Consider the following 18,181-nt stretch of genomic DNA (forward strand, 5'->3'; position numbering starts at 1 on the left):
TATTCGGTGCAGCCCTGCACGGTCTGCCTCAGGGTTGCCAATACGCCATCTTTTACAAGAACTTGCCAGAGGAATAGTCGTGGATTCTCGATTGAATGCCTTTCTTGAGCGTGCCGACGCGGTACTGGCTCGCCTGGAGCCCTTGTTGCCTGCCCCGCGTGAAGCCGTTGACTGGAACCATTGCCTGGCTGCCCGTTGGCAGCGCGAAGGTCGCAGCGGCTTTTTATTGCCACTGGAAGTCAGCCTGGATATGCGCCTGTCCGACCTGATCGGCGTGGATAAACAGCGCGAACAATTGGCCCGTAACACCCAACAGTTTCTCGACGGCCTGCCGGCCAACCATGCGCTGCTCTGGGGCTCGCGCGGCACCGGTAAATCGTCCATGGTGCGCGCCTTGCTGGCCCAGCACGCCAAGGCCGGGCTGCGCCTGATCGAAATCGAGCGCGATCACCTGGCGGACTTGCCGCGGGTGGTCGAGCAACTGATCAAATTGCCACAACGCTTTATGTTGTTCTGCGATGACCTGTCTTTCGAAGCCGGCGAGAGCGATTATCGTGTGCTCAAGAGCGTACTCGACGGCTCCCTGGAGCAGGCGCCGGAAAACGTCCTGTTGTATGCCACCTCCAACCGTCGTCACCTGGTGCCCGAGAACCAGAGCGATAACGAGAACTGGAAGACCATAGACGGCGAGCTGCATCCCAACGAAGCGGTGGAGGACAAGATTGCCCTGTCTGACCGTTTCGGTTTGTGGCTGTCGTTTTACCCGTTCAATCAGGAGCACTTCCTGGATGTGGTCGAGCACTGGATCGGCGAGTTGGCGAGCAAGGCCGGTCTGCAGTGGCAACGCGATGAAGAGTTGGACATCCTCGCCGTGCGCTGGGCCACCGGGCGCGGTAATCGCAACGGCCGTTGTGCCTATCAGTTCGCCCGCTACTGGGTGGGCCTCAAGTTGTTGGAGCGTCAACCATGATTGATTTGCAACAGGCTGGAACCGGCCTCGATGGCTACGCCATGCTGCATGCGCAGCTGGAATCGCTGTTGGCGGATGAGCGGGATTTCATTGCCAATGCCGCGCAGTTTTCTGCGTTCCTGTTCAACCAGCTGGATGATTTGAACTGGGCAGGCTTCTACCTCAACCGCAATGAAGAGCTGGTGCTCGGGCCGTTCCAGGGGCAGATCGCCTGTGTGCGCATTCCGTTCGGTCGCGGTGTGTGCGGCGCGGCAGCGGCCTCGCGGCAAACCCAGCGGGTGGAAGACGTGCACGCGTTCCCGGGGCATATCGCCTGTGACAGTGCGTCCAACAGCGAGTTGGTCGTCCCGTTGGTCAAGGACGGCCGCTTGATTGGTGTGCTCGACCTGGACAGCCCATCGCTGTCGCGGTTTACCCCGCAGGATCAGGCCGGCATCGAGCAGTTGGCGGCGATTTTCCTGCGGTTGACCGATTGTTGATGGGGTGAGTCTCCTGCAGGAGCGAGCAAGTTCGCTCCTGCAGGCTATCGACAGTCCAGCACGTCCAGTTGCATCTGCAGCATCCTCTCCAGCTCAAGCATGGATTTCTCTATTGCCTTGATGCCCGCCTCGATAACGTGTGGTGTCTCGCGTTCGCCACACGCCTGCTCCAACGCTTCGCATTGTCCGGACAAGGTATCGGCCTGGATGATCCGGGCGGCGCCCTTGATCTTGTGGGCCTGGTCGATCAGGTCGCCGGGCGCGGCTTGCCGTGCCAGCATGGCCATCAGCTCGACCCGATCATTCCGGCTGCTGCTGAGCAACTCCTCGAGCAAACGCCGGCTCAACTGTGGGTCACCGCCCGTCATCGCGTCCAGGCTTTGCAGGGTAAACACGTTGCGGGTGGGCAGCGGATCGACCTGCGCCAGGTGCTGTTCCAGCGCAGTAAGACTGATGGGTTTGAACAGGCAGTCATTCATGCCGGCGTCAAAGCAGCGTTGTTTCTCCTCGGGCTGCGCGTTGGCGGTGAAGCCGAGTATCACGCACGGAGTTTTCTGCTCGCGCTCCTCATACTCGCGAATGGAGTGACTCAATTCGTAGCCGTTCATGATCGGCATATTGCAGTCGGCAATGACCAGGTCGAAGTGTTCCTGGCGCCAGGCCTGGAACCCCGCAGCACCATGATGGGCCGCGGTGAACTGATGCCCCAGGAAACCCAGTTGCTGGCACATCAGCAAGCGGTTGGCCGGATGGTCATCCACCACCAGCACGTTGAGCACTGGCGCCGGCGTGGCCGCGGCCGGTTCGAGCTTGTCTACGGCCTTGACCGGCGGCAGGCTGGTCATCTTCAGGCTGACGTGGACCTGGGTGCCTACCATGGGCACGCTGCTCAGGCTCAATTGGCCGCCCATCATGGCGCACAGGCTGCGACAGATCACCAGGCCCAGGCCGGCGCCGCTCCTGGCCAGGTGCCCGGAGTTGTCGGCCTGGGCGAACGGCTCGAACAGGCGTAGCTGGTCTTCGCGATTGATCCCGATGCCGGTGTCCTCCACTACCAGTTTCATCTCGATCTGTTGAGGTTGCCCGGTCGCCTTCAGCTGCACCTTGATCTTCACCTGCCCGCGTTCAGTGAACTTGATCGCATTGCTCACCAGGTTCGAGAGCACCTGCTTGAACCGCAGAGGGTCGATCAGTACGTCGGTATCCTCGACATCGGGGGTGAACTCCAGCACCAGGCTCAGGGTTTTCTGGCGCGCCAGGCCATCGAACACGCGGACCACCGACTCGATGACTTCGCGCAGGTTGACCCGCTCCGGGGCCAGGCTCAATCGACCGGACTCGATACGTGCAATGTCCAGAATGTCGCCGATCAACTCCAGCAGGTCCTTGGCCGAGTTGTAGGCGACCTCGATCGCAGGGCGATCAAGATGACCCTGATCGGCGCGCTTGAGTGTCAATTCCAGCATGCCAATGACGGCGTTCATCGGCGTGCGGATTTCGTGGCTCATGGTGGCCAGGAACGTACTTTTCGCGCGATTGGCCTCGTCGGCGCGTTCCTTGGCGGCGCGCAGCTCGTCGAACAACTGGCGCCGTTCGCTGATATCGATCCAGCCGCCAATGATGCCCTGGACCTCGCCCACGGAGTCGCGGTAGGGGAGGATCCAGTGGTAGATCGTGAGTTTTTTCCCGTGCACGTGCAGGGTGCGATCAAGGATCAACGGTTTACCCTCGGCCACTACCCGCTGGTAGTCGGCATGGTACTGCGCCGCCTCCGTCTCAAGGGCCATGCTCATCTGCGTGATGCTTTTGCCGATGACGTCTTCACGCTTGATGTCGAACGTCTGCAGGTAGCTGTCGTTGCAGGTCTGCAGATAGCCGTTGTGGTCGCGTACGTAGATCGGATGGGGCGTTTCATTGACCAGCGCCCGCATGAACTCGAACTGGTCGTTAAGGGCGCGCTCGGCCAGTTTTCGGTGCTTGATCTGGCGCTGCAGGTAGCCGTTCCAGGCCAGGGAAATCAACAGCAGCAGCCCGGTGCCGATGATGATCTGGGCAATCAGGCGATGGTAATTGCGCCAGTAGCCATCGGACGCTGCGTTGTAGCCGCGCCAGCGGCTGTTGATCGCCGCCATCTCATCCGGGGCGATACTCAGCAGTGCCTTGTCCAGGATCGAACTCAGCTCCGTGGCGTGTCGGGACGTCGCCAGGGCAAACGTCGCAGGCAACGTGCCGATGCTGGAACTGATCTGCAGTTTGTCCTGGAATGCCGGAGAAGAAAGCAGGTAGTTGGCGATCACCAAAGGGTTCACTGCGCCGTCGACTTGCCCCTGTGCCAGCAATTCCGATGCCTTGAAGGTATCCCCGGTTTCCACCAGGTTTATCTGGGCAAATGCCTGCTGCAGGAATTTTTCCAGCTGATTGCCCTGGGTAATCGCCAGGCGCTTGCCGGCCAGTTCTTGAAGGCTTGTGGGCGCGCCCGGCTCTTTACGGGTCAATAATACGTAGGAGTTTTCCAGGTAGGGGCGGCTGAAGTTCAACTGGGACTCGCGCCCGGTACTGGGGGTAATTGCGCCGATGATGTCGGCTGCGCCGGTCTGCACCAGTTCCATCATGTTGGCGACGTCACGCACGTGTTGAATCTCGAAGCGCAGGCCGGTTCGCAGGCGGATCAGCTCCAGCACGTCGGCGGTGATGCCTCGGAAGTTGCCGTCGGTATCAAAGAACGTCAGGGGGGCGAGGGTTTCATTGACCACCACCTTCACCACGGGGTTGTCCTTGAGCCAGCGCTCTTCGCGCAGGCTCAGTTGCAGCTTGCGGTCGGTCAGCAGAATGTCGCTGCCCGCACTCCAGCGCTTGGCGATGCTGTCACGCTCATAGGTTGATACGCCATCGAGCACTGAGTCGATGATACTCAGGAGAATGGGTTGATCCTTGCGCAAGGCGAAGCTGAACCCGTGGGCCTCGTGCTTGCCGAAGTTGGCCATGCGGATATTTTTCAGGTAGCCCTTGTTGATCATGTAGTGAGTGGAAATGGTGTCGCCCAGGAATACGTCAGCCTGGTCGAATGCCACGGCATTCAAGGCATTTTGATAGGACGGGTAGGCGTGGATGGTCGCCTTGGGGTACAGCGCCTGCACTTCGTCCATGGGCAGGTAATGGTAGACAAGACTCAGGCGCAGGCCGGCCAGGCCGTCGCCAAGGTCGCGGTTCTCACCTTCACGGGTCACCAGTACCGGCTGATCCACTGCGTAGGGCAGTGACAGGACGATGTCGGGATTCGCCGCTTCAAAACCGTTGGCAGACCCCAGAAAATCGATTTCGCCGTTTGCCAGCGCCTGGATCGCGGCTTCACGGGAGGAGTAGCGCAACACGGTGAGCGGTATCGCCAGTGTCCTGGCCAGCAGCCCGGCGTAATCGGCAGTCAGCCCTTCATAATCACGCCCGCTGGAGGTGATGTCGAAGGGCGGATAGTCGGGTGCAGAGGTGCCCAGTATCAGTTCCCGTTTGTTCTGCAGCCACTGGCGCTGTGTCTTGTTCAGGGGGGTGTCCAGTTGAACGGCACCGGCACGCCCCAGCAGGGCATATTGCTCGGGAACAGTTTGTTCGGCAGGCACGGAAGTGCTGAGGCACACCCCGATACTCAATATGATTAGATAGTCCTTTAATCGCCTGGGCATCCGATTTCTCACACTAGCGCGTTACGTTTTGCCATCTCGATAAGTTCTACCAAGGATTTGGCTTTCAGTTTTTGCATGAGCCTTTTTTTGTAAGTGCTGACGGTTTTGTTGCTGAGAAACATGCCCTTGGCGATTTCCTTGTTTGTCCGGCCTTGGGCAAAAAGTTGTAATACCATGAGTTCACGATCGTTGACGACTTTGAAAAGTTCAAGCTCTTCATTGTTATCCGTTTCGTTAGTGCTGCCGTTAAGGGCCTGGCTCGGGAAGTAGTTGTAACCTGACAAGACCGCCCTGATGGCACTGAGCAGTTCGCTCAAGTCACCTTCCTTGCACACATAGCCATCGGCACCGGAGCGCATGCACCGGGTAGCAAAGAGCTTGGGGGTCTGGGCGGTGAGTATCAACGTCTTGGTCGGCGTACTCATTGCGTTGAACCGGCACAGCACTTCCAGGCCATCGAGTTTCGGAATGCCGATATCAAGGATAATCAGGTCAGGCTGACACTCCTTGACCATTTGTATCGCATCACAACCGTTATCGGCTTCTCCCACTACTTTATAGCCTTCGTGTTCTAACAACATCCGAATGGCAAGTCGGATGACGGGGTGGTCGTCAATAATAAAAACTGAGTTCATGATCAAATTCCATACAGGCGCAAATAAAGTCGGCACATTAGCTCACATGGCAATGAAGGAGGATGAACTTGATGTGGAACAAACGTAAAACAAGAATAATCCTACATCAAAAAAAGCAAGGGATTACGCTCTGTGAGGTGTTTGTTGTTTGGGTGTAAGAGTTTTGCGTGGGTGGAATTTAAAAGTAACTGGTCGTGAGAGGGCAGCGTTATAAAGAGGCGTTTTCGGATTGCCCGGGTGTTTAACTTCCTACTTTTCTGTTGAGCGAGTAAGGCGTGATTGGCGTATGAGTTCATTCAGCTCAAGGTGGCTTAACGGCTTCGACAAATAGCCAAGTAATGGAAAGTTGCGTCGGGATGCCTGGGCCATCAGGTGTTCCAGTTCATTGACGGGCAGGCCGCTGAGCAATATCGCGGACCTTATAAAGCCTCTGCGGTTGGCAATTTCAATCAACTCCAGCCCAGGCAAGTCGGGCAAACATTGATCACAGAGCAGAATATCGAATGGCACGTCGGTTTGTGTCATCAGCCGCATTGCCTGTTCTGCATTCTCGGCCAGTGCCAGGTCGTGGTAGCCATAGTTTCGTAGCAGGCATTGGGTGGCCAGCAATTGAAAGGGGTGATCCTCCACCAACAGGATGCGAAGTTGTTCGAGCATGGTTTTTTCCATGGAATGGACAAGAGCCCTGAAGACGCTCCACCAGGGCGTGTAGTAAGAAGTTAATGGGCCCGCCAGCTATCGGGCGCAGGAGCAGGTCGAAAGACTGCGGTCAGGGCGCGCGATTATTCATCGCGGCGGGGAAGAACTTCGATCAGGCCGCTCTGTTCCGTGCGTAGGGCGATTCTTTGAAAAGTCGCCCTGGCCATCAGCCAGGGCTCCGATTTATTGCGGGCTGGAGCGGCCGGTCATCTCGCGGGCCATCTCGCTGGCGTAGCTGTCAGTCATGCCGGCGATAAAGTCGATCATGCGCAGGAAGGACGCGTGCAATGACCAGGAGGGATCCGGGGCGCTATTGCCCAACAGGTCGAGGATGCGTCGGTTCTTGAACGACGGGGTGCGACCGCCATGTTGTTCCAGGGCCGCGCCGCAGAAGGCATTCAAGAGGATTTCCAGGGTGGTGTAGGCGCCGATCTCATGCAGGGTCTTGCGCTTGTCCTGGAAGATCTTCTTGCGGGCCATGTCCTTGGCATCCAGCACGCAGCGCTTGGCCGGGCCGTGCATATGTTCCACCAGGTCCCCCGGCAGGGTGCCGGCCAGCAGCGCGTCCTGTTGTTCGACGAACGCCCGGGCCGCGGCGTTGGTCAGGTGTTCGATGGCCTTGCCTCGCAGGATCGCCAGCTTGCGTCGCCGGGAATCCAGCGGGCCGAGTTGCCGATAGGTTTGCGGCAAGTCGTCGCCCACCAGGTCCAGCAGCAGTGACTCGACCTCGGCGTATTCCAGCAGCTCCATTTCCAGGCCGTCTTCGAGGTCGATCAACGCGTAGCAGATATCGTCGGCCGCCTCCATCAGGTACACCAGCGGGTGCCGGGCCCAGCGTTGTTCTTCCAACTGCGGCAAGCCGAGCTTCTGGGCGATCTGCTCCAGGATCGGCAGTTCGCTCTGGTAGCAGCCGAACTTGTGTTTCTTGTAGCCCAGGGAGTCGGCGTGGCGGGCGGTCCAGGGGTATTTCAGGTAGGTGCCCAAGGTGGCGTAGGTCAGGCGGGTGCCACCATCAAACTGGTGGTATTCCAGTTGCGTGAGTACCCGGAAGCCCTGGGCATTGCCTTCGAAATTGAGGAAGTCATTGCGTTCGGCGCTGCTCATGTCATCCAGCCAGCCACGGCCTGAAGCTTGCTGGAACCAGTGCCGGATCGCGTCCTCGCCGGAATGGCCGAAGGGTGGGTTGCCGATGTCATGGGCCAGGCAGGCCGACTGCACCACCATCCCCAGGTCGCTCGGGTCGCACCAGTCGGGCAGGGCACTGCGGATGGTCTCGCCTACGCGCATGCCCAGGGATCGTCCCACGCAACTGACTTCCAGGGAGTGGGTCAGCCGGGTGTGGATGTGATCGTTGCTGGTCACCGGGTGCACTTGCGTCTTGCGGCCCAGGCGGCGAAACGCACCGGAAAAGATGATGCGGTCATGGTCTTTGTGAAACGGACTGCGCCCCAGTTCTTCCGGGCTGTGCAGGGGTTTTCCAAGGCGTTCGCGGGTAAGCAGGGTGGGCCAATCCAAGGCGGGTACTCTCCGTGCGGTGAATGACGGCTCCCAGCTTCCCGGTTCAGCCAGGCCTTCGCAAGCGAAAAACTACAGGCCGGCGGCGTCGATATCGATTAACAGCAGGCGCTGACCATTATCAAAGAATTGTCCGGCAGTCAGGCAGTACTGGTTGGTCGTGGCATCGCGATAGGTTGAGGAGAGGGTCAGCCGCCGCTCCTCCCAACCTTCGGCCAGCAAATGATAAAAATACGGACGCCATGACCAGTTGTGGCCCAGGTAGCGGCTGTCGGCTTGCCAGGCGCCCTGGTGCCATTCGAAGTTGGGTGTCAGTTGCGTGCCATGCCGGTCGCACTGGTAAAAACGCAGCAGCCAGGGAAACGCCGGCAATTGCGGCAGGTGGCTCAGCGGTGCGCGGGTGTGGGCCCAGGTTTGCAGGATCTGCATCAGCTCCGCCAGTTGCTGGCGCAGTTGCATGATCCGGCCACGTTCGGCGAGCTTCTGTTGGACATAGCCGGTGCGCAACTGGGCGAAGCGCGGCACGAATGCGTCGGTGTCGAACCAGTCCAGTTGGGCCTGGGCGAACAGGTAGCCCTGGACATAACGCGAACCGCATTCCAGGGCGAAATTCAGTTGGGCCTCGGTTTCCACCCCTTCGGCGATGATCCAGCAGCCGGTTTTTTCCGCCATTTGCGCCAGTGCCCGTACCACCTCACCGCTCGGGCCACCGCGGGCCGCGGCCTGGAACAGGCGCATGTCCAGCTTGAGAATGTCCGGCTGCAAGGCCAGCACCCGGTCCAGCTGCGAATAGCCGGCGCCGAAGTCATCAATGGCAATCCGCGCGCCGGCCTCGCGGTAGCGCTCGACGACTTCGGCCAGGCGCAGGATATCGCCGCCCAGTTCAGTGATCTCGAACACGATGCGGCGCGGGTCGACGTTATGCAGTTGCAATTGCTTCAGGCTCGGCAGCGCCTGGCCCGGGCGCAGGCGGGTGATCCAGCGTGGCGAGATATTCAGGCTGAGGAACCACTCCTGCGGGGCTTCATGCAGGCGGCTCAGGGCATTGTCACGGATCTGCCGGTCCAGGCGGCGCAAGGCCACCGAGGGCGTGCGCGGGTCGGCGAACAGCGGACCCACCGAGCGCAGTTGGCCATTCGCCTGGCGTAGGCGGCCCAGGGCTTCTACGCCGGCGATGCGGCCGGTGGCGGTGTCGATGAATGGCTGGAAGCAGGCGAGCGGTTGCCCGTCGATCACGGGGCCTCCTTAAAAGACCGGAAATAAAAAAGGCCCGGCCCTCAATGGAGAGGGCCGGGCCTGATCTGTTTGCAAGAATGCAGCCAGCACGCTCAACTTTTGCGCGAAGCACCTTGCATGGCCAGTTTGATCAGCGGGATCAGGCCGGCACCCAGCCGCACCAGGCGGGTCATGGTGCCGATTCCGCCGCCCTTGGCGCCTTTGCCGGTGAGAAACCCCAGCAGCGTCACCACGCCCACGCCCCACAGCGGCGCGTGCTTGATGCCAAAACCGTCCTGCCAGCTCTGGCCCATGTTGCGGACCTTTTGCAGCGGCAGCATCAGTTGCTGGGACTCGTGACGGATTTCCTGGCGGTGCATTTCCATGCGCAGGCGGATCAACGCCTTGCGCATTTCTCGCCGGGAAGTGTTTTGCGGCAATTCAGTCATGCTCATGGCAGCAGGCGCTCCCGGTCGTTGGCCAGCTCTTCGAGGGTGGCGTGGAACGGCGTGGACTCATCGAACACCGCCGCCTTCAGGCGCAACCCGCAGAATGCTGCGGCCAGTATGTAGAACACACACAGGCTGATAATCCCGGTCAGGCGGTAGGTATCCCACACCAGAATCATCACCAGCGCCGACAAACCCACCAGCAACAGCAAGGCAAACACCAGCGCCAGGCCGGCGAACAGCAACAGGCTGACGGTGCGGGCTTTCTGCTCCTGCAACTCGATGCCGAACAGCTCGACATGGCTGTGCAGCAAACCCAGGACAGCCGCGCCCAGGCGCCGTGAAGTAGAACTTGGGCCCGTGGACGAGCCGGATTCGCCGATAGACATGATTAGCGCCTTGTAGCCAGCAGGCCGATCAAAAAGCCCACGCCGGCCGCAATGCCGACGGACTGCCAGGGGTTGGCCTGCACATAGTCTTCAGTGGCCGTGACCGCCGCCTGGCCGCGTTCGCGCAGGGAGTCCTCGGTCAGTTGCAGGGTTTCACGGGCCTTGAGCAGGCTTTCGTGAATCTTGCTGCGAAGCTCGTCAGCCTGGTCACCGGCGAGGATCGCAGTGTCGTCCAGCAGCTTCTCGGTATCGCTGACCAGGGTTTGAAAATCCGCCATCAGTATTTCTTGAGCAGTCTTTGCCGTTTTTCTGGCCATGGTTATCTCCGTGAGTGGCTGGTCTGTTTACTTCTGGTTTCGAGTCACCGGTGTCGGTGAAGGTTCACTGCAATTGTCTGGTACAGCTTTTGCTTTGCCTTGGTGCGCGGGCCCGGGGCCTTGCGCTGAATCCGGGCGGTTGGGGCTCAAACCCTGAAAAACCTTACCCTAAATAACTAAAACTCGCGGAAAAACCCTGTCGGATTCTGCCTTTTTCAATGATCGCTGCGCCAAAGCGGTTCACGGCCTCAAACGAGGGTCGGACCGCTGGTGCCAATTTAGTGCGCATCATGAAGGTCATGAACTGCTTTGGTGCTTTTTCCTGCATGTGCAGGCCTGCCATCCTCCATGGAAAATTTGCAAAGCGCGGTGGACACCCTCGTCCACAGCTCCAACACGCTGTTTATTCTGATTGGTGCGGTCATGGTCCTGGCCATGCACGCCGGCTTTGCCTTCCTGGAAGTCGGCACGGTGCGCCAGAAGAACCAGGTCAATGCCCTGTCGAAAATCCTCAGTGACTTCGCGATTTCCACACTGGCCTATTTCTTTATAGGCTATTGGATCTCCTACGGGGTGACCTTCATGCAACCGGCGGCGGTGATCAGCGCCGACCACGGCTACGGCCTGGTGAAGTTCTTCTTCCTGCTGACCTTCGCGGCGGCGATCCCGGCGATCATTTCCGGGGGAATCGCCGAGCGTGCACGGTTTGTTCCGCAACTGTGTGCCACTGCGTTGATCGTAGCCTTCATCTACCCGTTTTTCGAAGGCATGGTGTGGAACGGCAACTACGGCCTGCAAGCCTGGTTGCTGGCCACCTTCGGCGCCAGCTTCCATGACTTTGCCGGCAGCGTCGTGGTGCACGCCATGGGCGGCTGGCTGGCGCTGGCGGCGGTGTTGTTGCTGGGGCCAAGGCAGGGGCGTTATCGGGAAGGGCGCCTGGTGGCGTTCGCGCCGTCGAGCATTCCATTCCTCGCGTTGGGCTCGTGGATCTTGATCGTCGGCTGGTTCGGCTTCAACGTCATGAGTGCGCAAACCCTGTCCGGGGTCAGCGGGCTGGTGGCGGTCAATTCGTTGATGGCGATGGTCGGTGGCACGGTAGCGGCATTGGTGATCGGCCGTAACGACCCAGGCTTCTTGCACAACGGTCCATTGGCCGGGTTGGTGGCGATCTGTGCCGGTTCCGACCTTATGCACCCGGTGGGCGCGTTGGTGACCGGCGTGGTGGCGGGCGGCTTGTTCGTCTGGTTCTTCATTGCCGCCCAGGATCGCTGGAAGATCGACGATGTGCTGGGTGTATGGCCGTTGCACGGCCTCTGCGGCGTGTGGGGCGGGATTGCCTGCGGGATCTTCGGCCAGACCGCCCTGGGCGGTTTGGGCGGCGTCAGTCTGATCAGCCAGTTGATCGGCACCGCACTGGGTGTGATGGTGGCGCTGGCCGGTGGGTTCCTGGTGTATGGGGTGATCAAGCGCGTTTACGGGCTGCGCTTGAGCCAGGAAGAGGAGTATTACGGCGCGGATTTGTCGATCCACAAGATTGGCGCGGTCAGTCAGGATTGAGGGGCGCGTCCCCTTCGTTCTGGTTGCAGCCATGTAACAGGCGGTACCGGCTCTGGCGCACTTCATCGACACGGCCTTGCACCTGCTGCTCCGACAACCCCAGCAGGATCAACGCATGGGAGGCGAGCATCAGGCTCGACTCCAGCAACTCGGGCACCACTTCAGTGGCGCCGGCGGCTTTCAGTTCGGCCAGCTGACTGTCGTCGCGGGTGCGTACCAGGATCGGTACGGTCAGGTTGATCCGCCGCGCTTCGTTGAGCACGGTCAGGGCGACGTCGCTGTTGTCCACCGCGATCACCACCAGGCGCGCACGTTCCAGGCCGACCGCGCTGAGCAGGGCGCCACGGCGGCAGTCGCCGTAATGCACGGCGCTGTCTTCGGTAGAAGCTTCCTGGACCCGCTCCGGGTCGTCATCAAGGGCAATGAACGCCTGTTGTTCACGGTGCAGGAAGCGCCCGATGGACTGGCCAACCCGGCCGTAGCCGCAGATCACCGCGTGGTCGCGCAGCTCGGCATTCAGGGCCGTAATCTCTTCAAGCTGTACTTGCTGGTTGGGCTTGCGGTGCAGGCGCAGGGCAATCGCGGGTGCAGCCCTGAGCAACAGCGGAGTCAATAGCATCGAGCAGAAGGTGGCAGCCAGCAGCAGGCCGCTGATGTCGGCGGGCATCAGGCGGCTTTGCTGCATTTGCGCCATCAAGGCGAAACAGAACTCGCCGCCCTGGGCCAGCGCCAGCCCGCTGCGCCAGGCGGTTTCACCGTCGCTGCCGCGCAGTTGCACCAATAGCGCGACCACACAGCCTTTGATCAACATCAGCGTGAGGGTCAGGCCGAGAATCAACAGGCTATGACTGACGAACAGTTGCAGGTCGATCAGCATGCCGATGCTGACAAAAAACAGTCCCAGCAGGATGTCGCGAAACGGCCGGATATCGGCTTCGATCTGATGGCGGTAATGGCTTTCCCCCAGCAGCATGCCGGCGAGAAACGCACCGAGTGCCGGGGACAGGCCCAGCAAGTGGGTCAGCCAGGCGGTGAGCAGTACGATCACCAGTGCCAGCAGCACGAACAATTCGGCCGAATGGGACGCCGCCACCTCACGGAACAAACGCGGCAGCAACCAGCGGCTGGCCAACAGCAGGCCAAGGAACAGCACCACGGTTTTGCCCAGGGTCAGTGGCAATGCCCAGTACCAGGCTTGCTCGCTGTTACCGGCGAACACTGGCACGAGGGTCAGCAGCAATACGGCCACTACATCCTGGAACAGCAATACCCCAATCGCATTCTGGCCATGGCTGCTGAAGATTTCGCCGAGGCTGGTCAGCTCCTTGCTGACGATGGCGGTGGACGACAGTGCCAGTCCAGCACCGAGCAACAGCGCGGTCGTCGGCGACAGGCCGAACAGTGCCAGCAAACCGCCCAGCAGCAACCCGCAGCACAGTACCTGCAGGCTGCCCAAGCCAAACACCACCCGGCGCAGGCTGAGCATTTTGTTGAGAGAAAACTCCAGGCCCAGGGAAAACAGCAGGAACACCACACCCAGTTCGGCAAGATCTGGCAACTCTTCGCTGTCATTGACCCAGTCGAGGGCGGTGGGGCCCACGGCCAGGCCAACACACAGATAGCCCAGCACCGGCGGCAGTTGCAGGCGACGAAACAGCGCAATCACCACCAGGGAGGAGGCCAGGATAATCAGCAGGTTGGCAAACACATGCAGCTCCATTGCAGGTATTACGGGAAAAAAGTCGCGAGAGTCGCTGAATCAGTTATACGCCATGCTGATCTGGGTCAGGCTTTTGCAGTGTCCCGACGCTGTTAGAATAGGTGCCTGATTCTTCTCGGACCCTTTGCCATGCTTCCTGAATGTCAGTTGTTCGGCACCCTGGGCTGCCATCTGTGTGAGATTGCCGAAGCCGAAATCATGCCGTTGGTCGAACACGGCCTGCTGGTGGAGTTGGTGGATATCGCCGATTCCGAGGCCCTGTATGAAGCCTACGGCCTGCGGATTCCGGTGCTGCGCCGGGTAGACACGGGCGCGGAGCTGGAGTGGCCGTTCGACGAAGCGCAGGTAGTGAACTTTCTTAGCTAGCACTCGGCGATGGCGAGTTCCCGATTATTCGGTTACTGTATGTTTGTACAGCGATTGAATGAGAGGGAACGCCCGTGGTGAATGTTGAACAACTGAAAAGCAGCGTCAATCGCATGTCCGCCGACGTCGTGCGCGACGCGGTGAACGAGCTGCGCCTCGATGGCCTGGTCACGGAAGGCAAGACGCCGTTTAACAAAGTGCATTTCAACACCTGCTTTGCCGAGATCGAGGCGCTGTTCCAGCGCGCGGGTTATCACAAGCAGCTGGATGTGGTGGGTTATCAGGGCTTGCTGTATGCGCTTTACGACCCGGGCCGCTGGGAAGCGGTGGATGTGCTGCGCTGGCTCAAGGAATTCACCGAGGCGGCCAGTGCGTCACCGGTGTTGCGCGCGGAATTGGCCAAGGCCTGAATCTGTGCTGGGCCTGATCCGGCTGCATGCGGGATAATGTGCGCCTGTATGTCCACGTCTTGAGCCTGCCCATGTCCGTTTTTTCCGCTGCCCAGCACCAAGCCAGCACCTTGTACCTGCCGCCAGGCGCCTGGGCCACCGTGCTGGATTGCCTGTGTGAGCACTTCCAGGCCATCAGCCGTGAGCAATGGCTGGACCGCATCGCCCGAGGCCGGGTACTGGACATCAATGGCACCCCCATCAATCAGGACCTCGCCTACCGCGAAGGCCTGTGCATCTACTACTTTCGCGAAGTACCGAACGAGAAAGTAATCCCGGTGCAGGAGACGATCCTGTACGCCGATGAACACCTGGTGGTAGCCGACAAGCCGCACTTCCTGCCGGTCACGCCTGCCGGTGAATACGTCGAGCAGACCCTGTTGCGGCGTTTGATCCGTCGCCTCGACAACCCGGCGCTGGTGCCGCTGCATCGCATTGATCGGCATACCGCGGGGCTGGTGCTGTTTTCGGCCAACCCCCAGACGCGCTCGGCGTATCAACAGCTGTTTCCCACGCGCAAGATCGACAAGTTCTACGAAGCCATTGCCCCTGCATTGCCTGGGCTGACCTTTCCGCTGGTGCACAAAAGCCGGCTGGTGGATGGCGAGCCGTTCTTTCGCATGCAGGAAGGCGCGGGGGCGAGCAACACCGAGACGGCGGTCGAGGTGCGGGAAAAAAATGGCGACCTGTGGCGCTATGGCCTGTTTCCGGTGACCGGCAAGAAGCATCAGTTGCGGGTGCACATGACGGCCCTGGGCGCGAGTATCTGCAACGATCCGTTCTACCCCGACGTTATCAAGGATGCCGAGGACGACTACGCCAACCCGCTCAAGCTGCTGGCCCAGGGGGTGCGTTTCATCGACCCGGTCACCGGCCTTGAGCGCGACTTTCGCAGCGAGATCAGCCTGGACTGGTAAACCCCAGCAACGAAAAAGCCCGCATTACGCGGGCTTTTTTGTATCTGGCGTTAAGACTTACAGGTCTTTAACGGTGCGAACCTGATCCTTGTTGATCTGGGTGCGCTTGCCATCCAGCTGTTCGAATTCGTAGAAGCCGGTGGACTTGTCGAATTTAGGAGTGTCGACGGCCTGGATTTCGCGACCGTCATTCAGGGTGATCACTGTCGGCGAGGCGCAACCGGCAAGGGTAGCGAGGCCCAGTGCAAGCATGAGAGCGGCGATGGTCCGTTGAGTCATGAGTTTGTCTCCGAGAGAATGCTTTGTTGAGTACTGACCTTGTGACGTGTGCAACGTCGGCAAAGTTCCTTGTTCGACGCTCATTCTGACACGCTGGGCGGGCGGTGCAACAACTCCGGTGTATTGAGGTTGGCCAGGCGCGGATCGTCGGCGGGGCAATCCAGGGCCTTGGCCCCCAGCGCCTGCATGATCTGGCGCGGGCTGCGCTCGCCGGCTGCCCAGGCCCGTTCGAAGGGCTCGCGCAGCGAAGTGGGGATCACGCAGAGCAGCGGTTCCCAGAAATCGCCGTGGCGCACCATCACCGGCAGCAACGGGCTTTGCTGCGCCGTACTGCGCAGGTCGGCGAGCAATCGTGCATCGATCTGCGGCACATCGCACGGCAATACCAGCAGATGCCCATGCTGCGCCACCGCCAGTCCTGCGCGAATGCCGGCCAGTGGCCCGGGAAAGTCGGGGCTGTCATCGCCGACCAATTGATCGGCGTAGGCCGCGTACTGCGCCTGGTTGCGATTGCAGGAGATGATCAGGTCGTCGGTCAACGGCCGCACCAGGCGATGCAGGTGCGCGATCAGCGGCTGCCCGTGCCAGTCCAGCAGGCCCTTGTCGAGGCCGCCCATGCGCTGGCCACGACCGCCGGCCAGCAAAAGGATCGAGCAGGGCAGTGGGGAAGAATGGCTTGGCATGACGGCTCCTGCGGGCAGTGAAATGGGGGGCTGTGATATAACATCGGGCTGTTCCTTCGACAACCGGACCGAGCCATGAAAGCCAAGGCTGATGCGCCCTTTGTACCCCTGAATATCGCTGTATTGACGGTCAGCGACACCCGCACCCTGGAAACCGACACCTCGGGCCAGGTCTTCGTCGACCGCCTGACCGCCGCCGGTCACCTGCTGGCCGAGCGAGTTTTGCTTAAAGATGATCTGTACAAAATCCGTGCGCAAGTGGCGCACTGGATTGCCGAAGACGTGGTGCAGGTGGTGTTGATCACCGGCGGCACCGGCTTCACCGGCCGCGACAGCACCCCGGAAGCGGTGAGCTGCCTGCTGGATAAGCAGGTGGATGGTTTCGGCGAACTGTTCCGGCAAATCTCCGTGGCCGATATCGGCACCTCCACCGTGCAATCCCGTGCCCTGGCCGGCCTGGCCAACGGCACACTGGTGTGCTGCCTGCCGGGCTCCACCAACGCGGTGCGCACCGGTTGGGACGGGATTCTCGCCGAGCAACTGGATAACCGTCACCGCCCGTGCAACTTCGTCCCGCATTTGAAACAGGCCGAGCCCTGTGAATCCCGTGGGTAAGCCGGGCAAGACCGGCGCGTTGATGCCGGTGGAAGACGCCCTCGAACAATTGCTGGCGATGGCCGAGGCAGCGCCGATTCGCGAGCCGGAAACGTTGCCGCTGGCCGAGTGTGATGGTCGGGTGCTGGCCCAGGCGTTGATCTCCACGCTGGACTTGCCGCCCTGGCCCAACAGCGCCATGGACGGATACGCCCTGCGCCTGGCGGACTGGACCGGTGAGCCACTGGCAGTCAGCCAGCGCATTTTTGCGGGCACGGCACCCGAGCCCTTGGCTGCCGGTACCTGCGCGCGGATCTTCACCGGAGCCCCGGTACCGGAGGGCGCGGACTGCGTCGAGATGCAGGAAAACGCCGTGGTCCATGCCGATCAGCGGGTGAGCTTCACCGAAGCGTTGCAGGTGGATCAAAACATCCGTCCCCAAGGCCAGGAAACCACGGTGGGCGAGTGGGTGTTGCCAGCAGGTACACGCCTGGGCCCGATCGAGTTGGGCCTGGCGGCTTCGCTGGGTCGTGATCGGCTGGAGGTGGTACGACGCGCCCGCGTGGCTGTGCTGTCCACCGGCGACGAGTTGATCGAGCCGGGTCTGCCGCTGGGCCCCGGGCAGATCTACAACAGTAATCGCCGGGTGCTGTGCAGCTGGCTGGAGCGCCTGGGCTGCGAAGTGGTGGATGCCGGGATCCTGCCGGACGACCTGGAACAAACCCGCGAACGCCTGGGCGCATTGGGCTCGGTAGACCTGATTCTGTCCACCGGCGGTGTGTCGGTGGGGGAGGCGGATTTTCTCGGGATTGCGCTGCGGGAAGAAGGGAAGCTGGCGCTGTGGAAGCTGGCAATCAAGCCGGGCAAGCCGCTGACGTTCGGGCATTTCCGTGGTGTACCGGTGATCGGTTTGCCGGGCAATCCGGCGTCGACGCTGGTGACCTTTGCCTTGCTGGCGCGGCCTTACCTGTTGCGTCGCCAGGGCGTGGAAGACGTGCAGCCGCTGCGCATTGAAGTGCCAGTGGGGTTTGTCTGGCCCAAGCCGGGGAATCGCCGCGAGTATTTGCGCGGGCGGCTGGAGCAGGGCAAGGCGATCATCTACCGCAACCAGAGCTCGGGTGTGCTGCGTAGCGCGGCGTGGGCCGAAGGTTTGGTAGAAGTGCTGGAGGGGACGACGCTGGAGATCGGTGACCGGGTCAACTTCATTCCGCTGAGTGAAGTGTTGAACTGAGCCCGATCTATCAAACAATGAAGATCAAAATGTGGGAGCG

The 18,181-nt window shown here is 60.7% G+C and carries 19 protein-coding genes; 8 read left to right on the top strand and 11 right to left on the bottom strand.

All coding sequences use genetic code 11. The annotated features are described in order from the left end of the window. Positions 1-79: 79 nt before the first annotated feature. Together V6607_RS09545 and V6607_RS09550 are read left to right on the top strand one after the other, a co-directional pair. Positions 80-970: an ATP-binding protein gene (locus V6607_RS09545; RefSeq protein WP_338743756.1), complete on the top strand. Its 891-nt coding sequence runs from the start codon at positions 80-82 to the stop codon at positions 968-970. Then, the gene (locus V6607_RS09550; RefSeq protein WP_003209067.1) at positions 967-1,449 is read left to right on the top strand and encodes a GAF domain-containing protein; all 483 of its coding nucleotides are present in this window, start codon (positions 967-969) and stop codon (positions 1,447-1,449) included. Before V6607_RS09545 ends, V6607_RS09550 begins: the two co-directional genes overlap by 4 nt. A gap of 44 nt (positions 1,450-1,493) precedes the next feature. On the opposite strand, the gene V6607_RS09555 is transcribed toward V6607_RS09550, so the two are convergent. The 8 genes from V6607_RS09555 to V6607_RS09590 all read right to left on the bottom strand — a co-directional run bounded on the left by V6607_RS09555 (position 1,494) and on the right by V6607_RS09590 (position 10,345). Beyond that, positions 1,494-5,126: a transporter substrate-binding domain-containing protein gene (locus V6607_RS09555; protein ID WP_134326007.1), complete on the bottom strand. Its 3,633-nt coding sequence runs from the start codon at positions 5,124-5,126 to the stop codon at positions 1,494-1,496. A gap of 8 nt (positions 5,127-5,134) precedes the next feature. Continuing rightward, on the bottom strand, positions 5,135-5,761 hold the full coding sequence (locus tag V6607_RS09560) for a response regulator transcription factor (RefSeq protein ID WP_003209072.1): 627 nt from the start codon (positions 5,759-5,761) through the stop codon (positions 5,135-5,137). Positions 5,762-6,010: 249 nt separating this feature from the next. Then, positions 6,011-6,418: a response regulator gene (locus V6607_RS09565; protein WP_003209073.1), complete on the bottom strand. Its 408-nt coding sequence runs from the start codon at positions 6,416-6,418 to the stop codon at positions 6,011-6,013. A gap of 225 nt (positions 6,419-6,643) precedes the next feature. Further along, entirely contained in the window at positions 6,644-7,975 is a 1,332-nt protein-coding gene (locus V6607_RS09570; RefSeq protein WP_003209075.1) for a deoxyguanosinetriphosphate triphosphohydrolase, read from the bottom strand. Positions 7,976-8,047: 72 nt separating this feature from the next. Continuing rightward, complete coding sequence (locus V6607_RS09575) at positions 8,048-9,211, bottom strand: EAL domain-containing protein (protein WP_008432158.1); 1,164 nt, start codon at positions 9,209-9,211, stop codon at positions 8,048-8,050. A 92-nt stretch (positions 9,212-9,303) separates the two neighbouring features. Next, entirely contained in the window at positions 9,304-9,645 is a 342-nt protein-coding gene (locus V6607_RS09580) for a hypothetical protein (protein ID WP_008432159.1), read from the bottom strand. Next, positions 9,642-10,028 (bottom strand): phage holin family protein, encoded by a 387-nt coding sequence (locus tag V6607_RS09585; protein WP_003209078.1) that lies wholly within the window; start codon positions 10,026-10,028, stop codon positions 9,642-9,644. Before V6607_RS09585 ends, V6607_RS09580 begins: the two co-directional genes overlap by 4 nt. A 2-nt stretch (positions 10,029-10,030) precedes the next feature. Continuing rightward, complete coding sequence (locus tag V6607_RS09590; protein WP_003209080.1) at positions 10,031-10,345, bottom strand: YqjD family protein; 315 nt, start codon at positions 10,343-10,345, stop codon at positions 10,031-10,033. 348 nt (positions 10,346-10,693) lie between these two features. On the opposite strand from V6607_RS09590, the gene V6607_RS09595 reads away from it, so the two are divergent. Further along, complete coding sequence (locus V6607_RS09595) at positions 10,694-11,902, top strand: ammonium transporter (RefSeq protein ID WP_008432160.1); 1,209 nt, start codon at positions 10,694-10,696, stop codon at positions 11,900-11,902. Here V6607_RS09595 and V6607_RS09600 read toward each other — a convergent pair. Then, the gene (locus V6607_RS09600) at positions 11,889-13,610 is read right to left on the bottom strand and encodes a monovalent cation:proton antiporter-2 (CPA2) family protein (protein WP_032898912.1); all 1,722 of its coding nucleotides are present in this window, start codon (positions 13,608-13,610) and stop codon (positions 11,889-11,891) included. The genes V6607_RS09595 and V6607_RS09600 overlap by 14 nt on opposite strands. 141 nt (positions 13,611-13,751) lie before the next feature. On the opposite strand from V6607_RS09600, the gene V6607_RS09605 reads away from it, so the two are divergent. The 3 genes from V6607_RS09605 (at position 13,752) to V6607_RS09615 (ending at position 15,354) form a co-directional block, all read left to right on the top strand. Then, on the top strand, positions 13,752-13,988 hold the full coding sequence (locus V6607_RS09605; protein WP_008432163.1) for a glutaredoxin family protein: 237 nt from the start codon (positions 13,752-13,754) through the stop codon (positions 13,986-13,988). A gap of 74 nt (positions 13,989-14,062) precedes the next feature. Next, complete coding sequence (locus tag V6607_RS09610; protein WP_003209087.1) at positions 14,063-14,398, top strand: hypothetical protein; 336 nt, start codon at positions 14,063-14,065, stop codon at positions 14,396-14,398. A gap of 65 nt (positions 14,399-14,463) precedes the next feature. Next, positions 14,464-15,354: a pseudouridine synthase gene (locus V6607_RS09615; RefSeq protein WP_085984630.1), complete on the top strand. Its 891-nt coding sequence runs from the start codon at positions 14,464-14,466 to the stop codon at positions 15,352-15,354. A gap of 57 nt (positions 15,355-15,411) precedes the next feature. On the opposite strand, the gene V6607_RS09620 is transcribed toward V6607_RS09615, so the two are convergent. Together V6607_RS09620 and mobA are read right to left on the bottom strand one after the other, a co-directional pair. Continuing rightward, positions 15,412-15,633, bottom strand: a complete 222-nt coding sequence (locus V6607_RS09620) for a YgdI/YgdR family lipoprotein (RefSeq protein WP_003209090.1) — start codon at positions 15,631-15,633, stop codon at positions 15,412-15,414. 80 nt (positions 15,634-15,713) lie between these two features. Further along, on the bottom strand, positions 15,714-16,316 hold the full coding sequence (gene mobA, locus V6607_RS09625; RefSeq protein ID WP_008432167.1) for a molybdenum cofactor guanylyltransferase MobA: 603 nt from the start codon (positions 16,314-16,316) through the stop codon (positions 15,714-15,716). Between the two features lie 75 nt (positions 16,317-16,391). On the opposite strand from mobA, the gene moaB reads away from it, so the two are divergent. Together moaB and glp are read left to right on the top strand one after the other, a co-directional pair. Then, positions 16,392-16,931, top strand: coding sequence for a molybdenum cofactor biosynthesis protein B (gene moaB, locus V6607_RS09630; RefSeq protein ID WP_003209092.1), 540 nt, complete (start codon positions 16,392-16,394; stop codon positions 16,929-16,931). Further along, complete coding sequence (gene glp / locus V6607_RS09635; protein ID WP_008432170.1) at positions 16,915-18,141, top strand: gephyrin-like molybdotransferase Glp; 1,227 nt, start codon at positions 16,915-16,917, stop codon at positions 18,139-18,141. The genes moaB and glp overlap by 17 nt, the downstream gene beginning before the upstream one ends. Positions 18,142-18,181 lie beyond the last annotated feature (40 nt).

It is taken from the genome of Pseudomonas sp. KK18 (assembly GCF_037094675.1).
Lineage (GTDB): Bacteria > Pseudomonadota > Gammaproteobacteria > Pseudomonadales > Pseudomonadaceae > Aquipseudomonas.

Coding starts and splice junctions, on each gene's coding strand:
- V6607_RS09595 (WP_008432160.1), top strand. CDS start 10,694: ATGGAAAATTTGCAAAGCGCGGTGGACACCCTCGTCCACAGCTCCAAC.
- V6607_RS09590 (WP_003209080.1), bottom strand. CDS start 10,345: ATGGCCAGAAAAACGGCAAAGACTGCTCAAGAAATACTGATGGCGGAT.
- V6607_RS09580 (WP_008432159.1), bottom strand. CDS start 9,645: ATGAGCATGACTGAATTGCCGCAAAACACTTCCCGGCGAGAAATGCGC.
- V6607_RS09605 (WP_008432163.1), top strand. CDS start 13,752: ATGCTTCCTGAATGTCAGTTGTTCGGCACCCTGGGCTGCCATCTGTGT.
- moaB (WP_003209092.1), top strand. CDS start 16,392: ATGAAAGCCAAGGCTGATGCGCCCTTTGTACCCCTGAATATCGCTGTA.
- V6607_RS09550 (WP_003209067.1), top strand. CDS start 967: ATGATTGATTTGCAACAGGCTGGAACCGGCCTCGATGGCTACGCCATG.
- V6607_RS09555 (WP_134326007.1), bottom strand. CDS start 5,126: ATGCCCAGGCGATTAAAGGACTATCTAATCATATTGAGTATCGGGGTG.
- V6607_RS09560 (WP_003209072.1), bottom strand. CDS start 5,761: ATGAACTCAGTTTTTATTATTGACGACCACCCCGTCATCCGACTTGCC.
- mobA (WP_008432167.1), bottom strand. CDS start 16,316: ATGCCAAGCCATTCTTCCCCACTGCCCTGCTCGATCCTTTTGCTGGCC.
- V6607_RS09565 (WP_003209073.1), bottom strand. CDS start 6,418: ATGCTCGAACAACTTCGCATCCTGTTGGTGGAGGATCACCCCTTTCAA.
- V6607_RS09620 (WP_003209090.1), bottom strand. CDS start 15,633: ATGACTCAACGGACCATCGCCGCTCTCATGCTTGCACTGGGCCTCGCT.
- V6607_RS09585 (WP_003209078.1), bottom strand. CDS start 10,028: ATGTCTATCGGCGAATCCGGCTCGTCCACGGGCCCAAGTTCTACTTCA.